Source organism: Ochrobactrum sp. AN78 (assembly GCF_029909885.1).
GTDB classification, from domain to species: Bacteria; Pseudomonadota; Alphaproteobacteria; order Rhizobiales; family Rhizobiaceae; genus Brucella; species Brucella quorumnocens.
Genome location: NZ_JASAMU010000012.1, coordinates 18,400 through 34,002 on the forward strand (window position 1 = coordinate 18,400; position 15,603 = coordinate 34,002).

Sequence of the window (15,603 nt, forward strand, 5' to 3'; positions counted from 1 at the left end):
GCCTCTGTCTATAATCTAATCGATTTAAATTCAACCATCCAATGTAACATTCTCGCGAATGTTGCCAATTACAGCTGTCATTGCATCTCGGTTAACCGCATATGCATAGATGACATGTTCAACATAGAGCCATATTCAGGCATGAACACAGCAGTGCTGAACAAAGTTTTTACTGATTTGACGGGCGGATCATATCCTACATCCGCAAAAGGAGAATGACATGAAGAGGCTGCAGGACAAGGTTGCGATTATCACAGGTGCTGGATCTGGTTTCGGTTCTGCCATAGCGCGCCGCTTTGCAGCTGAGGGCGCCAAGGTTGTGCTGGCCGATGTGAATGTGAAACGTCTGGAAGACGAACTTGCCGATATCGGCAAAGATGCGTTGTCCGTGCAGGCTGATGTGTCACGCAAGGATGATATGGAACGGCTGGCACGCGCGGCTTTTGATAAGTTCGGTCGCATCGATATCATGGTCAACAATGCGGGTTTCACGCATCGCAATATGCCTTTGACGGAAGTGGATGAGCACGCGTTTGATCTCATCAATGCGGTCAACATGAAGGCGATCTACCATTCGACGCTGCTGGTCGTGCCAATCATGGAACATCAGGGCAGCGGCGTGATCATCAACACTGCATCTGCAATGGTCAATCGTCCGCGCAAAGGTCTTACGTGGTTTGCTGCGTCCAAAGGCTGGGTTGTAAGCGCGACCAAGGCGATGGCGCTGGAACTCGCCGAAAAGAATATTCGCGTCAACTGTATTTGTCCCGCTGAAAGCGACGGCGAAGCTTTAGGGATGTTTCTCGCAGAAGACACCCCCGCGGCACGCGAGAGCCTGAAAGGCACGATCCCGCTTGGCCGGTTCTCGAAGCCAGAAGACATTGCAGAGGCAGCGCTTTTCCTGGCGTCGGATGCATCATCGATGATTACGGGAACAGCACTCAGCGTTGATGGCGGTTATTCGATTTAGAGCGCAACCCTAAAAGCGTGAAACGGTTTTCGGACAAAGATGCGCGTTAAAACAAACTGTTAGAGCGCCGATCTGATCCAACCAGATCGGCGCTCTAACTGCCTGCTTCACACAGGAAATCGTTGAATATAGCCTCCAGCTTTTCATGGCGCTCCGTAGCCATGCGGCTTCCGGTTTCTGTTTTGAATCCGGAAGCAAGCTTGAACAATTTGGCTCGGAAGTGATCAAGCGCATAGCGTTTGTCATCAAGTGGGCGGCTTTCCGCCTGCGGGTCTTGCCAATCATAAAGCGCGCTGCCCATACGGCCTGCGATGTAAAAGCAGCGTGCTGCCCCAATGACACCGATTGCATCGAGCCGGTCCGCATCTTGTAAAATCTTAGCCTCAACAGTGCGTGGCTCGATATTGGCTGAGAAGCTATGTGCCTCAATTGCATGCGCTGTTGCTGCGATCCGTTCTTCACTCCAGCTAAGTTCACGCAGCAGGCTGGTTGCTTTTTCCGCAGCAAATCTTGAAGCGCGGTGGCGATCAGGTGCGTTTTTTTCTACGCTCACACAATCATGCAGGAGAGCGGCTGCGCATAATACTTCTGCGTCGCCGCCCTCAGTCTGCTGAATGATGGCCGCATTTTTCCATACGCGAGCAAGGTGGGAGAGATCATGTGATCCGTCCTCATGGCTGTCGAGTGCGTGTGGCAAAAGCTTTGCCGCAAGAACGTCATAGGGCGCAAAAATTTGTGTTGTCATGGCTTGTCTCAGAGAATCGGGGAGTGAGGGTGACTATCGCCCTCATGCATCAATTCTGTGAAGCTTTTCTCAGAACACCCCAGTTATAAATTGCTCCTGCCCCCATGAGCGCGCATGTGCAGAGGAATACTGCGGGCATTCCAAAGCGACCGCCGATGAACCCGCCAGCAACTGGGCCTGCGACCTGACCGACATACTGCGCCGAAACTGAAAGCCCGAGCACACTGCCTGCGACCCGGTCGGGAACATTGTGCCGGATGACGCTGCTGATGCAGGGCAGAAGACCACCCAATGCCAGGCCCATTAAAAAGCGCAAGCCTATCAACTGCCAGGCTTGTGTGACGAAGGCTTGCGGGATCAGCAGGAGTGCAGCGATCGTCAGTGCGCCGATGATGACGCGTGTGTGGCCGATACGGTCTGCCAGACGGCCAAGTCTGGAGGCAGAAAGGATGCTGCCGAGTGCGGCAACAGCCATTACCACGCCGGAAATCAGCGTCACTTTGGTCTGATCGTCCATCAGCTGCATCACATAAACGGTGATGATTGGCTCGATCGACATATTTGCGAACATCAACAACATGCCTGTCGCGAGCATGGCGATGATCGGTTTGCGATCTGGAATGGCAGCCCAGACAGATTCCCGATTTTGTTCCTTGCTGCGCTTGGGTGGTTTCCGTTCCTCACGGATCAGAAATGTAGTGGCCAGGAAGGTGAGAAAAATGACGCTGCCCGCCAGCCAGAAAGTTGCGCGAATACCGATCAATGGCGGCAGCGCACCGCCGAGCAGAGGGCCAGCCAGATTGCCGCCCATAATGCCCGCCGAAAGTGCGCCCAGCGCCCAACCAGTTTTGTCTTTTGGTGTTTGCGTGGCGACAAGGATCATCGAACCCGACGAGTAGCCTCCCGCAATGCCGACGAATAACCGCAGGGCCACAAGTTGCCAGATATCTGTGACCATGCCCATCAAAGACATGGCAATCGCCATGCCGAGACTAGCGCGGATCAGCATCAACTTGCGGCCGTAACGGTCACCAAGCCTACCCCAGAATGGGGCGACAATTGCTGCCGCGAGAAACGTCGCACCATAGGCGATGCCCGACCATTGCACGATTGCGGCATGATCAACGACGCCCAGTTGCTCCACATAAAGCGGAAGAAACGGCAGAAGCAGCGACATGGCGACGAGTGTCGTGAAGGAACCGACGAGGCAGATAACAAGGTTCTGCTTCCAATAGCGTTCCTGGTTCTCGTCATTTGCAATCGCGGCTGGCGATTGTGTTGTGGCCTTGCTGCCGTATTCGGCCGGCTGGGTACGCATGCTCTGTTCCGTTGAAATTAGATATGATTGCTTTGTATTCCATTTTGGGATACCAAATTGGAATACACACATGCGCCTGTCGCAGTGGCTTGTCAATCAGCCGTTCGCCAGAATTATCGAGGGTCCAATGTCACAGATGCGGCAAGTCGAAGAACAGCTTCGCGATTTGATCCTCGGGCTTGAGCTGGGGCCGGGCGAACGGCTGACCGAACGCTGGATCGAAGCGCAGTTCAATGCATCGCGCACGCCTATCCGTGCTGCACTCTTACGTCTTGAAGCCGAAGGGCTCGTCGGACGGGAAGGGCGCGGCTGGACTGTTTCACCGATCAATCTTGCGGAGATTGAGCAGATCGGCGTCTATCGCGAGGCGCTGGAAATTGCGGCTCTGAAAGTTACTTGCGCATTGGAAGATCGCAGTGGTGTTGAGGCAATTGCTGAAATGCTCAATAGTTGCGATGCCGCGAGCGCACGCGAGAAATGGCATCGTGTGGGCATGGATTTCCATATCGAACTCGCGCGACTTTCAGGCAATGAATTTCTAAACCGTGGTGTTCGCGATGCCATGCAACGGCTTTCAAGGGCACGCTGGCTAGAAGTGCGCGATGCGGACGCGCTAGCTTGTGCGTGGCAGCAGCATCGTGCAATTCTTGATGCGGTGCGAGAAGGAAATGCGTCTCAAGCCATGGCTCTGATGACATTGCATCTTGGCGGAAGCCGGTCGCGCCTGATCGGTAATCTGCGCGAAGACCGGCGGGGTCTGAAAGCCCGTGGCTTTGCGGTGGTTAGTGGCTAACAGCATTTCCGGCAAAAGTGCGAAGCGGTTTTGCGTAGGATAATGCGTAAAAACAGGTAACTTCACCATTCAGGCAGCTTATGTCCGTCGCGGGTAAATCGGGATGGTCGTCCCTCTTTGATACCTACATCGCGCAGCAGATATTCTGGCGAATTTTCGCTGATGACGTAATGGCTCGGCTTCCGCTTGAACAAACCTGCAATCCACGCACACAGGCCGGACGACGCTATTTTTTCAGGGCAAACAACGGCAATCGCTGATGAGTTGATCTCAACATCACGCATGGTCGATCTCGATTTTTCTGAGCTTAGAGCCTAGTGGGAGGCTGGGCTGTAGGTTAAACTGTGCCTATAGTTATGACGGAAAAACGCGTTGTTTTCCAATTGAACGTCGATTATGATGCATAAGGAGAACTTATGTATTATGACGTCGCCCCTGCCGCCGCTCTCAGCTATTCGCGTTTTTGAATCCGCTTCCCGCCATGCAAGCTTTACGCGTGCTGCGGAAGAGCTTGGAATGACTCAGGCTGCCGTCAGCTATCAGATAAAATTGCTGGAAGAGCGTGTCGGCGCGCCGCTGTTTCTGCGCAAGCCGCGCCAGGTGGAACTGACCGAATTGGGCATGCGTCTTGCTCCTGCCATCAATGAAGCCTTCGAAGCCATGCGGACGGCATTCGCATCGGCGCATGAAGACACGCAGGGCGTTCTGACGATCAGCGCTGTCGTCACCTTCGCGTCAAACTGGCTTGTGCAGCGGTTGGGGTCGTTTCAGATGAAGCATCCTTCGCTCGCGGTGCGGTTGGATACGTCCAATGATATGGTCGACTTCTCGACGTCGAATATCGATATGGCTATTCGCAGCGGAAGAGGTGATTGGCCGGGTATGATCTCGCATGAACTCATTAAGGCGCAATTCTCGCCGATGCTCAGCCCGAAGCTTATGGAGTCGGTGGGAGGAATTAACGAACCTGCCGATCTGCTGCGTCTGCGCGCGGTAGATCCAACGGATCCATGGTGGAAAATCTGGTACGAGGCTGCCGGAATTGAAAACCCGGAAATAAAGGGCAATGCATTCAGCCGTTATGGCGCTCAGCACCTCGAAGGGCGTGCAGCCGCTGCCGGGCAGGGCGTGGGCATCCTAACACCTGCATTCCATACTGCTGAATTGGCATCAGGGCAATTGATTCAACCCTTTGACCTTCTTTGCGATGACGGACGGGCCTATTGGCTGGTTTACCCAAAGGCGCGAAAGAATATGCCTAAAGTCCGCGCCTTCCGCGAATGGATTTTGGGCGAGTTAAGTTAAAGCTTGAAGACGAATGCCAAGGTCTTCAATCTGTGAATCGGCGAAGACTTCTATTCCGTGGCTGCGAAGAAGGGTGGCAGTGACACCGGCTCCGGAATGTTTTTGGCCGATGAATTTGCCGTCATAGATCGAGCGACTGCCACAGGATGGGCTGCCATCAATCAATAGAGCAAAACGGCAATCGTTTGCTTGTGCCACGGCAAGCGCTGCTTGAGCGCCAGCGACGAATTGTGCGGTGACATCGCCCCCATTTTCTTCAATAACACGACCGTGGCCTGAAAGTACTGCCTCGCCATCGTCTCCTGCTGCAATTTCTGCGGGGAGGCGAGGCACGCCAAAACCTGCCATTACTTCTGGGCAAACCGTCACTAACCGTCCTTCAGCACGCCACTGATCGACAAGCGGATGTGCGAGCGGTTTTGCCGATCCGTTGTAACGGACCGGATGCCCGGCGAGGCAGGCACTGATCAGTATTTTGCCGCTCATGGCGAGAAACTCCAATCACGGATGCGGATTGGGAAAACCATGCCGCTCGGAAAGCACTGCGAGAATTGCATCCTTGTCAGAAACAAAAGCATTGCCCCCATATTCACCCGTCTGATGGACCGAGCGATTACCTTTCGTCAATATGAACAAAGGTAACGACTGGTTTTCTTCCCCCACAAGCGCGATGACTTCTTGCCGCGGACGTGGCCAGGCTATGTGCCTGATGTCGAGATTTTTTCCGAGTTCAGGAAATGAAGCCAGAACACCTTCCATCAGGGCGCAATGCTCGCAATAGAATTTTTGACCGGGATAGGCCGGGTCATCAAAACCCGGCTGCAAAAGGTAAAGCGTATCGCGATTCATGATTTCAACTTCCATTATTGGTTCTGAACACGACACCAGAGTCATGATTGAGGGACTCGGCTCAATTCTTCATTCACATTAGCAGCCAGTTCGAAAAAACGCTGACGAATTTGCGGCGCAAAATCATTTGCACGTTCGATGGCATGGAAAACCTCCGGCGCATCGTGACGCACCATGCCCACCGCCTGCATGATCAGGTCAAAGCTTCTGGTCGTCATGCGTGTGGGCAGAGGCTCCATCTGCACCAGCACTTTTGCGATCAGATGCGTCAGCCCCTGAACCATGGCCGCATCGCGATCATGATCTTCTGGAGTGGTCATGATGACATCAAGCGCCAGATGTTTGCGTAAGAATGCACCAACGCGAGGCCCTTGTTTGCCGCGAACCGGACAAATGGCAATCTTCAATCCGGCAATACCATTGCTGGCGCTTTGCGGGCCAAAAAGTGGATGCGTGGCGACAATTTCCACATTATCCGGCAGACCTCTGAGCATCACGTTGGCTGGGCTCACTTTCACTGATCCCACATCCATCACGAGCGCGCCGGGTCGCAAATGTGGCGCAATCGCTTCAACGACGGGCTCAAGATTTGAGACGGGCGTTGCCAGAATAACGACGTCGCAGCGGGCTGCATCTTCTATGCAGGTCAATGTTACGGAGAGAGCACCAGCAACGTTATCCAGCCCTGCAGCAGGGTCATAAGCATACAGCCGGAAATATGGGCTGAGGTAGCGGGCGATAAGCTGCCCGAATGCACCAAAGCCGATAATACCGATTGTTTTATGCTGATGATTTTTGTCGCGAGACATGGACTGACCTCTGAATGGCAGCATCGCCAGAGGCACTGTCTTCATACGAAACCGCTGGCAATGCAGCGGTTGAACTATGACAAAGCAAACCCGCCGCTATATGAGCGGGGCGTAATAAGAACGGGTGTTGATGAGCGCTTTAATCATGATGCTTTGCTATTCCTGCGAGGCCGCATTGTCAACAGCTTCAATGCGGCCTTGCGGTTAATTGAGCAATCAAAGATTGGTCACGCCGCCATCAACCCGGATCTCTGATCCCACGACGAAAGTGGATTCGTCAGACGCCAAAAAAACCGCAGCTTTCGCGAGTTCGACAGGCTTACCCATCCGTCCGATTGGCACGAGTTTGCGTATATCTGAGCGTAAGATTTCTTCCTGCGCAGGCGCGAGGCCAAGTTTGCCGAATGCTGGTGTTTCTGTTGGGCCGGGGCTGAGGCCGTTCACACGGATTCCCCGATCTACTAATTCGCCGGAAAGGGTGCGTGCCAATGACAGAAGCCCGGCTTTGCTCGCACCATAGGCGCTGCTTTGCGGAAGGCCAATATGCGCGCTGGCTGATCCGCACAGAATGACTGATGACGGATTGGCCAGAAGTGGTAGCAGTGCTTTGATCAAAAAGAACGGACCTTTCAGGTTGGTCGCCATCAGCCGGTCGTAGGCGTCTTCATTAAAGTCCTGAAGCGGGCTGTGGGTGACGTCGCCCGCATTTATGTAAAGGACATCAAGTTGCGGCCACTGTTCCCGGAGTTTCTGTGCAAGCAGTTCCTGTGCTGCAACATCGCCGGAATCGCTTTGGATTTTCAGGACATTTTCAGGCAGTACGCGGGAAGCAGTCTCCAAACCTTGTGCCTTTCGTCCGGTGATGGCTACCGTTGCACCTTCAAGGGTAAATTGTCTGGCAGTTTCAAGCCCGATACCGCTCGTTCCGCCCGTGATGAGCGCGTATTTTCCTTCGAGACGACCCATAATTCACCTTTCTTCATTCGAAGCATTTTCGCTTCTGGGAGAAAGGACATTGTGTCCATTAGTATCTAATGTATAGTAGGCACCAATTTGGTACTAAAGGAATAATTTTCCAATATCGCGAGGCGGGCTGATGGACGACTTATCAGTAGACGTATCTAGCAACAGCCGGTGTCCCATGGTGGATTTCGTCAACCTGATCGCTGGAAAATGGGCGATACCAATCCTTTATCGGCTGATCGTTACGGATGGCCCCATTCGCTTTGGGGAGCTTCAACGTGCCGTTGCACCGATTACTCAGAAGGAACTTACGCGGCAACTCCGACTGTTTGAAACGCGCGGGTTGATTACCCGTGTCGTTTATCCAGAAATGCCACCGCGAGTGGAATATGAGGTTACCGCTCTGGGCAAGACCCTGCGTAATACGCTTGATTCACTTGCCTGCTGGATGCAGGCAAATGGATCAAAGCTAAAGGTATGAGAATGGTGGTTTAAAGCATTTCCAGTAAAAGTGGGAACTGATTCTACGTTCGGAAATGCGTAAAAACAAATAGTTACAGCGGTTCCAACGATTCAGTTTTAACTGGAACTGCTGTAAACAGTCTGGTTAGCAGCACGCATATAGCGAACTGTGGCAAACCAGAGCACGACACCAATACCGAGTAGTACCGCTGCAATAGCATATTGCTCCGTATCGCGGCCGGTCCATGGCCCCGCGAGGAAGGTGCAGCTGATTGCGCCCAACACCGGCAGGACAGTTGGTGTGCGGAAGTGCTTATGATCGACATGATCGCTGCGCAGGACCAAGACTGCAACATTGACCACCGCAAAGACGCACAGCAATAGCAGCGCTGTTGTGCCGCCGAGTGCCGGGACGCCGCCTGCGAAAAGAATGAGGCCAACAGCCAGTAGCGATGTGAAGATGATTGCGATATGGGGAGTACGGCGTCCTTTGTGTACTTTGCCCAAGGCCTCAGGGACAACGCCTTCGCGTGCCATACCGTAGATAAGGCGGCTTGCCATCATCATGTTGATGAGCGCCGAATTGGCGACGGCGAACATGGTAATCACTGCAAATATACTGATAGGAAAGCCCGGCGCGCCTGCCTGAATTACCTTCAAAAGTGGTGTGTCCCCTTCGCCAAGTTCAGCAGCAGAGACCAGCGTAATGGCCGAAATGGAAACCAGCACATAGACGACGCCGGTGATAGCGAGACCGGTGAGCAGCACTTTCGGGAAAAGACGCGAGGGTTCTTTGCATTCCTCAGCCATGTTGACCGAGTCTTCAAAGCCAACCATGGCAAAGAAAGCAAGAGTGGTAGCGGCGATGACGGGCCAGAAATAGCCGCTGCCTTCGGGTGTTTCGAAAGTCCATGCACGAGAGACATCACCTTGACCGCCAGCGATTGCCCAGAGGCCAATGCCAATAATGATCAATAGGCCGGTGACTTCAACGACTGTGAGAACGACATTCATTTTCACGCTTTCGCCGACACCGCGAAAATTTACGGCGGCAATGAGTGCGATAAAGCCCACTGCAATGAGCGGTGTGCCCCAATCACCGAAACCTAAGCCCAGCGATGCTTCGAAGTTTGCTGCAAAGGCGCGTGAGGCAGTGGATGCAGACGTTATGCCCGACGACATGACGGCGAAAGCGACAAGAAATGTGATGAAGTGAATGCCGAATGCCTTGTGCGTGTAGAGCGCTGCACCGGCTGCACGCGGGTACTTGGTGACGAGTTCCAGATAGCTGCAAGCGGTTAGCAGGGCAACCACGAATGCAATAAGAAAGGGTAGCCAAACGACACCGCCAACTTCGGCAGCAACTTCGCCGGTGAGGGCATAAATACCTGTCCCCAAAACGTCACCGATGATGAATAGTAAAAGTAATCCGGGTCCCATCACCCGCTTAAGTTCTGTTTTTTCTTCGCCCGCATTACCGATCGGATTTTCCATCGAGTCCTCCTCATTCCGGGCACAAGCAGCTGTGAAACCGCAGGAAAGCAGAGAGTTGCAGCTGTTTTTGAAACCATTGACAGCAAATCAACCCAGTTATCTTTAATGACGAGAATGCGAAGTGGTTCCGAACGAATGAGGAATTACGGGGCGGGAAAATCTGGTGGTTGCTTAATCTCGATCAACATATTCGGGTTTTCAAAACCCTCAAACCTCACCGAAACAACCACCTTTCGAGGTAGATCCTACGCCTATTCGCGGAGGCTTTAGCCCGGATTGCTGGAATATTTTAGGCCGGGTCATCAGGTATGATCAGATTCGTGATCTTGGGGCGAAGCAACAGAAGCGGCGATCCGCGCAACACGGATTGAAGCTTTAAATTTTTGATTTGGCGCATCGTGCTTTGCAAAAAATCCAAGCTGATTTTAGCCCGATGCCCAGCACTCGAAAAGCGGAGGGATACATGTCACCTGATAATAACCCGCACTCGCCTCGCAATCGTGCGCGCCGACACTTTCTAGGAGCAGCCGCCGGGCTGGCTGCCAAAGCGGCAGCTATTGGCGCTTTGTCTGCTTCTCTATCGTCGCTGCCAGCGCGCGCTATGGGCACGAAATGGTGGGAAAGCGGAGGCGGAGGTTCCGGCTCCAACTGTCTTTTGAAAGGGACGCTCGTTGAGACGACGGAAGGTCCCATTGCTGTGGAAAAGCTCAGCGTCGGTGATCTTGTGAAAACCATCGATGCAGTGATGCCTGTGAAATGGATCGGTCGGCAAAGTCACAGGAAAAGCGGAGCAGAGTGGAACGAAAGCATCATGCCGATCCGTGTCGCGCGCCATGCGTTGGACGGCAAAACCCCTTACCGTGATCTCTATCTGTCTCCGAACCATGCGCTTTACATCGATGGTGTTCTGATCCGTGCAAAGGATCTCGTGAATGGTCGGACCATCACGCGTGTTTTGGCACAAGACGCTGTCGATTATTACAACATCGTACTGGATAGTCATGAGGTGGTTCTGGCTGAAGGGACAGCAGTTGAAACTTATCTGATGCGCGGCGAAAGCTACAAGAGCTTCACAAACTTCGCGGAGTATGGGGAGCTTTATTCAGAAGAGCCGAACGTTGTCATGCAGCCTTTCGCGCCAATCATGGGCTATGAAGGTGCACGTGAACACATGCATGCTCTGCTTTGCCTTAGTGGTGTGCTTCCATTCCGCGATGTCGTGGAAGAAACCTACCAGCGACTGGCTAGAGTATAATTCCTTAAACTTGGATCAGTTTAAGGGGAAAACTATGCTCTGATTTTAAAGTGTTCAAGCGACCTAATGTGCCTAATTGGGTGCACGCCGCTCTAATAGTGCCTGAGTAACAGTCTTATAGAGTAACAGGGCATGAAAACTCACGGGTGGTCTATCAGAGGATATACCACTCTCTTTTTTTAAATCCGATCCATCAGCGCGTACCATGACAGAGCCACAAATAGCAGAGGTGCGCGGAAAGTGCGGCCGCCGGGGAAAGCGGGAATACGTAACTCTTCAAAGAGTTTGAGATTCTCGCGCTTGCCGCTGACTGCCTCTGCGTAAAGCCTGCCCATATAATTGGCCAGCATCACCCCATGGCCGGAATAGCCGCCTGCAGAAATGACACCGGGCATTACTTCGCGCACAAATGGCTGGCGTGGCATGGTTATGCCTACCGATCCGCCCCAGGCTTGCGTGATTTCAACCTTGTCCAGTGCGGGGTAAATCTCCGCAATCTGTCGGCGGATATGTTCGCTTATGTCGCGGGGATTGTCGGCTGTATAGGCCTCACGACCGCCAAACAGCAGGCGACCATCCTTGGATTTGCGGAAATAGCGTACAACGAAGCGCGAGTCATCGACCGACTCTCCGCCGGGGATGACTGGACTGTCATCGCCCAAAGGTGCTGTTGCGCCAATGAAAGACCGGATCGGCATGACGTGGGCGGCACTTGTCGGTTCCAGATCGCCGCCATGAGCATTGACCGCGATGAAGACGTTCTTCGCTGAAATCGTGCCGCGCGGTGTTTCCACTTCGATGCGACCGCTTACTGTGCTGATCTTTGTAGCTTTGGTGTTTTCGTAAAGATGAGCACCAGCTGCTTCGGTAACTTTGGCCAAGCCGATCAACAGTTTCAGCGGATGAATATGGCCTGTGCCCGCATCATAAACGCCGCCATGATAGCGGTCAGAGCCGAGCAGCGTTGCCATTTCCTCGCGTTCGACATAGCGAATATGCGGATAGCTGAAGCGTGTCGCCATCAATTCCGCATGTTCCTGATAGTTCTTGAGGTAGCGCGGCTTATGCACGGCAGAGATTTGGCCGGGCATATATTCCATGTCGATATTGTGCTCGCGCGCAAAACCGAGGAGATGCGCCTTGGCCTCCTCCGCTATGTTGAAGAGAGCTTTCGCACGCTCCAAACCATACTGCTTTTCAAGATCTTCCGCCCATGTGCGTTGACCTGTGCCAAACTGTCCGCCATTGCGCCCGGACGCTCCATCGCCGAAACGAGCAGCCTCGATCAGGACGACGTCAGCGCCTTGTTTCGCCAGATGATAAGCTGCCGACAGCCCAGTATAGCCCCCGCCGATGACGACGACATCGGCCTGCCGAGCGCCATCAAGTTCGGCATATTGCGGACGCTCAGAAACACTCGCCTCGTACCATGAAAATCCGGGCGAGATGGGGCTTTGATAAGGCCGTTGATTGAGCATGTGGAACCGGTCAGACGTTGAGCAGCAGGAACTCACGCTCCCACGGGCTGATGACTTCCATGAAGGTTTCAAATTCAGCACGCTTGATCGCTGCATAAGTGGTTACGAACGAGCTGCCGAACAGGTTGCGCAACTCCTGATCGTTTTCAAACAGTTGCACCGCTTCAATCAAACCACGTGGAAGGTCGATCTCCTTGGTGTTCACGCTTGTCGATGCAGGTTGATCCGCTTCGATCTTGTTCACCATGCCGATCAGACCGCAGGCAAGCGAGGCAGCCAGCGCTAGATATGGATTGGCATCGGAAGAAGGAATGCGGTTTTCGACGCGCCTGCCGCCCGGCTCCGACCGCGGAACGCGGAAGGCCGTGGTGCGGTTGTCATACCCCCATTTGACGTTGACCGGAGCCGAAGCATCTGGCGTCAAACGGCGATAGGAATTTACATAGGGTGCAAACATGACGAGCGCGTTAGGCACATGTCGCTGCATACCGCCGATAAAGTGGCGGAAGGCTTCGCTTTCAGTGCCATCTTCATTGGAGAAGATGTTTCTTCCAGTTTTCTTGTCGACGATCGACTGGTGAATATGCATGGCCGAACCCGGCTGACCCTGAATAGGCTTGGCCATGAAAGTTGCATACATATCGTGCTTAAGGGCTGCTTCGCGGATCGTACGTTTGAACATGAAGACCTGATCGGCCAGTTCAACCGGGTCGCCATGACGCAGATTGATTTCAAGCTGGCCAGCGCCTTCCTCGTGGATCAGCGTATCGATTTCAAGGCCCTGACCTTCAGAGAAGTGATAGATGTCATCAATCAGTTCATCGAATTCATTGACGCCCGCAATCGAATAGCCCTGACCGCCACCAATCGCGCGGCCTGAACGGCCTACCGGAGGGGTCAGCGGATAGTCGGGGTCTGGGTTTTTGCGCACGAGATAAAATTCGATTTCCGGCGCGACCACGGGCTTGAGGCCACGCTTGTGGTAAGCGGCGACAACCGAGCGCAGCACATTGCGCGGAGTAAATTCGACAGCGCGCCCGTCCTGATAAACGAGGTCACAAATCACCTGCGCCGTGGCATCAGACTCCCAAGGCACGGTGCAAAGGGTTGAAAGGTCCGGCAGAAGCTTCAGATCGCCGTCGTCTTCCGGATATTGGAAACCATGGCCGTCTTCCGGGTAATCACCGGAAATAGTTGTCATGAACACTGCCGATGGCAGGGCAAGCGATGTGTTGGAGGTAAACTTCTTGGACGGCATCATCTTGCCGCGGGCAACGCCAGCCTGATCGGGTGTGATGCATTCGATGTCTTCAATGTCACGCCATGCAAGCCACTCAGTGGCCTGCTTCCAGTTTTTCACGCCGCGAAGCGATTTGACATAAGTAGGCGTACGGCGACGCGGCGCGCGCGTTACCTTCTTTTCCGTCGTATCAGCAGACATCCAACACCAAAAAATGATTTCGTATGTTGGCATGATAGCGGGGACGCTCGACAATGACAAATGGCCTTTGAGCAACAACAACATTAAATATCAGGAGTGATAAATGGGTGAAATCGAGTTCATAAGATGCTTGGTATAAACGTGTGGATTGCCATTTTTGTGCAATGTTGGCGCCATGTTTGAGAAGAGAATTCCCAGATGCATTCTTTTGGAGATTTTGTTGATGCAAAGACCAATCAAAGCGGCTTTGGGAATAGCAGGCGGCACCATGCTTGCGGCATTCGTTTTGCAAGGGCAGGCTTTCGCTGCAGGCGAAAAGCTCACCTGCATGATCATGCTCAACGCAAAGAGCGGTGAGGTGATCGCCAAGGAGGGCGAGATTTGTGACAAGCGCAATAGCCCTGCATCGACCTTCAAAGTACCGCTGGCGCTGATGGGGTTTGAGAGCGGCATATTGCAAGACAGTCATAATCCATCCTGGCCATTTAAGGAGGGATATCCAGCTTGGCGTGAGTCTTGGAAGCAATCGGTTGATCCGACATACTGGGAAGATCAGTCGGTGGTCTGGTTCTCGCAGGAGCTGACGCGGAAGCTCGGGAAAGACAACTTCCAGAAATACACAGATCAGCTCAACTACGGCAATCGCGACCTGAGCGGTGACCCCGGCAAGAACAATGGCATGTTGCGTTCGTGGATATCGTCGTCATTGACCATATCGCCGACAGAACAGGCCGATTTTCTTTTGAAAATGGTCAATAACAAGCTGCCGTTCTCGGAGGCAGCGATGACCAAAACCATGGCTATTCTTCCAACCCATTCACTTTCTAATGGCTGGACCGCCCATGGTAAAACCGGTTCTGCATTTGAAACAGGCCCGAAGGGGAAGCCTGATCGGCGTCGCCAGTTCGGTTGGTATGTCGGATGGGCTGAGAAAGGCGATGAGAAAGTGGTTTTCGTTCGCCTTAATCGGAATATGCCTGCACATAACAATGGCATGGGGACCGTAACGAGTGATGAACAATGGGCGATACTTGAAAAGACCCTGAAATAATTAAGAACGCGCCATCTGAATATTTTTGATGGCGCGTCAGAGCGCATCCCGAAAGGTGTGAAGACCACTAGCAAGTTTATGAATCTAGTGGATTTTTCGAATTTGACGTTTGAAACAGCTTGTGTGTCAGTCGGGATTCAAACGTCAAATTCAATCCACTAGAGACCGAAATGCTCTTTGATAGATGGTGCTGCGATGATCAGTTGATCTACCAGATCTGGATCGCGCTCGCGGATATATAAGAACACCTGATTTCCCGCATCGGTGATCTGTTCGCTGGAAAGGCCACTTGAACGTAAGCTGGCTGCGGCTTTCAGCAGGGCACTCATTTTTTCTCCGGCAAATGTATCCATCAGTCCTGAGAATATTCCCATAAAACCGTCACCCCCTGCTGCGAGTACATCATGGTTTGCAGCCAGTGGCTTTGCGTCAGGCAACAGCACAAACACTTTTTCTCCGATTTCAGGTGTGCTGTGCTGCAATACGGAAAAGACCGATCCTGTCAGTTTTTCTGCTAATGGTTGTTCGATGTTGACCCTATTGGCGACAGTATCGACGAGTGATTGAATAGACATGAAGGCTCCTGATTGCGTCTACAACGACGATGGTTGCCATTTTTATTGCTGGTCATTGTCAAGAACGCATCAAGATTTGATCGAGGTGGTAACTT

General features: G+C 52.9%; 17 protein-coding genes. 6 read left to right on the forward strand and 11 right to left on the reverse strand.

Features of this window, described 5'->3' with window-relative positions; translation table 11 throughout:
• Positions 1–220 precede the first annotated feature (220 nt).
• Positions 221–970, forward strand: coding sequence for a glucose 1-dehydrogenase (locus tag QBD00_RS18885; protein ID WP_318580240.1), 750 nt, complete (start codon positions 221–223; stop codon positions 968–970).
• A gap of 94 nt (positions 971–1,064) precedes the next feature.
• Here the strand turns inward: QBD00_RS18885 and QBD00_RS18890 are convergent, their stop codons facing one another.
• Positions 1,065–1,715, reverse strand: a complete 651-nt coding sequence (locus QBD00_RS18890; RefSeq protein ID WP_318580241.1) for an HD domain-containing protein — start codon at positions 1,713–1,715, stop codon at positions 1,065–1,067.
• A 49-nt stretch (positions 1,716–1,764) separates the two neighbouring features.
• On the reverse strand, positions 1,765–3,033 hold the full coding sequence (locus tag QBD00_RS18895; protein ID WP_151091611.1) for a multidrug efflux MFS transporter: 1,269 nt from the start codon (positions 3,031–3,033) through the stop codon (positions 1,765–1,767).
• Positions 3,034–3,160: 127 nt separating this feature from the next.
• Between QBD00_RS18895 and QBD00_RS18900 the strand changes: the two genes are divergently transcribed.
• The gene (locus QBD00_RS18900) at positions 3,161–3,826 is read left to right on the forward strand and encodes a GntR family transcriptional regulator (protein ID WP_095445676.1); all 666 of its coding nucleotides are present in this window, start codon (positions 3,161–3,163) and stop codon (positions 3,824–3,826) included.
• Positions 3,827–3,888: 62 nt separating this feature from the next.
• Here the strand turns inward: QBD00_RS18900 and QBD00_RS18905 are convergent, their stop codons facing one another.
• Positions 3,889–4,110 (reverse strand): hypothetical protein, encoded by a 222-nt coding sequence (locus QBD00_RS18905; protein ID WP_151091610.1) that lies wholly within the window; start codon positions 4,108–4,110, stop codon positions 3,889–3,891.
• A 139-nt stretch (positions 4,111–4,249) separates the two neighbouring features.
• Between QBD00_RS18905 and QBD00_RS18910 the strand changes: the two genes are divergently transcribed.
• On the forward strand, positions 4,250–5,131 hold the full coding sequence (locus tag QBD00_RS18910; protein ID WP_318580242.1) for a LysR substrate-binding domain-containing protein: 882 nt from the start codon (positions 4,250–4,252) through the stop codon (positions 5,129–5,131).
• Here the strand turns inward: QBD00_RS18910 and QBD00_RS18915 are convergent.
• From QBD00_RS18915 to QBD00_RS18930, 4 genes are all read right to left on the reverse strand, one after another.
• Entirely contained in the window at positions 5,123–5,617 is a 495-nt protein-coding gene (locus tag QBD00_RS18915) for a DUF523 domain-containing protein (protein ID WP_318580243.1), read from the reverse strand. The genes QBD00_RS18910 and QBD00_RS18915 overlap by 9 nt on opposite strands.
• A 15-nt stretch (positions 5,618–5,632) precedes the next feature.
• Positions 5,633–5,980: a DUF3088 domain-containing protein gene (locus QBD00_RS18920; protein ID WP_095445675.1), complete on the reverse strand. Its 348-nt coding sequence runs from the start codon at positions 5,978–5,980 to the stop codon at positions 5,633–5,635.
• A 41-nt stretch (positions 5,981–6,021) separates the two neighbouring features.
• Positions 6,022–6,789 carry a prephenate dehydrogenase gene (locus tag QBD00_RS18925; RefSeq protein ID WP_318580311.1) on the reverse strand — a complete coding sequence of 256 codons (768 nt, stop codon included), beginning with the start codon at positions 6,787–6,789 and terminating at the stop codon, positions 6,022–6,024.
• A 216-nt stretch (positions 6,790–7,005) separates the two neighbouring features.
• Positions 7,006–7,755 (reverse strand): SDR family oxidoreductase, encoded by a 750-nt coding sequence (locus QBD00_RS18930; RefSeq protein WP_191792730.1) that lies wholly within the window; start codon positions 7,753–7,755, stop codon positions 7,006–7,008.
• A gap of 175 nt (positions 7,756–7,930) precedes the next feature.
• On the opposite strand from QBD00_RS18930, the gene QBD00_RS18935 reads away from it, so the two are divergent.
• Positions 7,931–8,233 carry a winged helix-turn-helix transcriptional regulator gene (locus QBD00_RS18935; RefSeq protein ID WP_235901730.1) on the forward strand — a complete coding sequence of 101 codons (303 nt, stop codon included), beginning with the start codon at positions 7,931–7,933 and terminating at the stop codon, positions 8,231–8,233.
• A gap of 98 nt (positions 8,234–8,331) precedes the next feature.
• Here the strand turns inward: QBD00_RS18935 and QBD00_RS18940 are convergent, their stop codons facing one another.
• On the reverse strand, positions 8,332–9,708 hold the full coding sequence (locus tag QBD00_RS18940; protein WP_151091605.1) for an APC family permease: 1,377 nt from the start codon (positions 9,706–9,708) through the stop codon (positions 8,332–8,334).
• A 463-nt stretch (positions 9,709–10,171) separates the two neighbouring features.
• Between QBD00_RS18940 and QBD00_RS18945 the strand changes: the two genes are divergently transcribed.
• Positions 10,172–10,963, forward strand: coding sequence for a Hint domain-containing protein (locus QBD00_RS18945; RefSeq protein WP_318580244.1), 792 nt, complete (start codon positions 10,172–10,174; stop codon positions 10,961–10,963).
• Positions 10,964–11,142: 179 nt separating this feature from the next.
• Here the strand turns inward: QBD00_RS18945 and QBD00_RS18950 are convergent, their stop codons facing one another.
• Together QBD00_RS18950 and QBD00_RS18955 are read right to left on the reverse strand one after the other, a co-directional pair.
• Complete coding sequence (locus QBD00_RS18950) at positions 11,143–12,441, reverse strand: FAD-binding oxidoreductase (protein ID WP_318580245.1); 1,299 nt, start codon at positions 12,439–12,441, stop codon at positions 11,143–11,145.
• A 10-nt stretch (positions 12,442–12,451) separates the two neighbouring features.
• Complete coding sequence (locus QBD00_RS18955; RefSeq protein ID WP_151091602.1) at positions 12,452–13,882, reverse strand: glutamine synthetase family protein; 1,431 nt, start codon at positions 13,880–13,882, stop codon at positions 12,452–12,454.
• A gap of 223 nt (positions 13,883–14,105) precedes the next feature.
• On the opposite strand from QBD00_RS18955, the gene blaOXA reads away from it, so the two are divergent.
• On the forward strand, positions 14,106–14,933 hold the full coding sequence (blaOXA, locus tag QBD00_RS18960) for an OXA-919 family class D beta-lactamase (RefSeq protein ID WP_318580246.1): 828 nt from the start codon (positions 14,106–14,108) through the stop codon (positions 14,931–14,933).
• 158 nt (positions 14,934–15,091) lie between these two features.
• On the opposite strand, the gene QBD00_RS18965 is transcribed toward blaOXA, so the two are convergent.
• On the reverse strand, positions 15,092–15,508 hold the full coding sequence (locus QBD00_RS18965) for a DUF2267 domain-containing protein (RefSeq protein WP_151091600.1): 417 nt from the start codon (positions 15,506–15,508) through the stop codon (positions 15,092–15,094).
• Positions 15,509–15,603 lie beyond the last annotated feature (95 nt).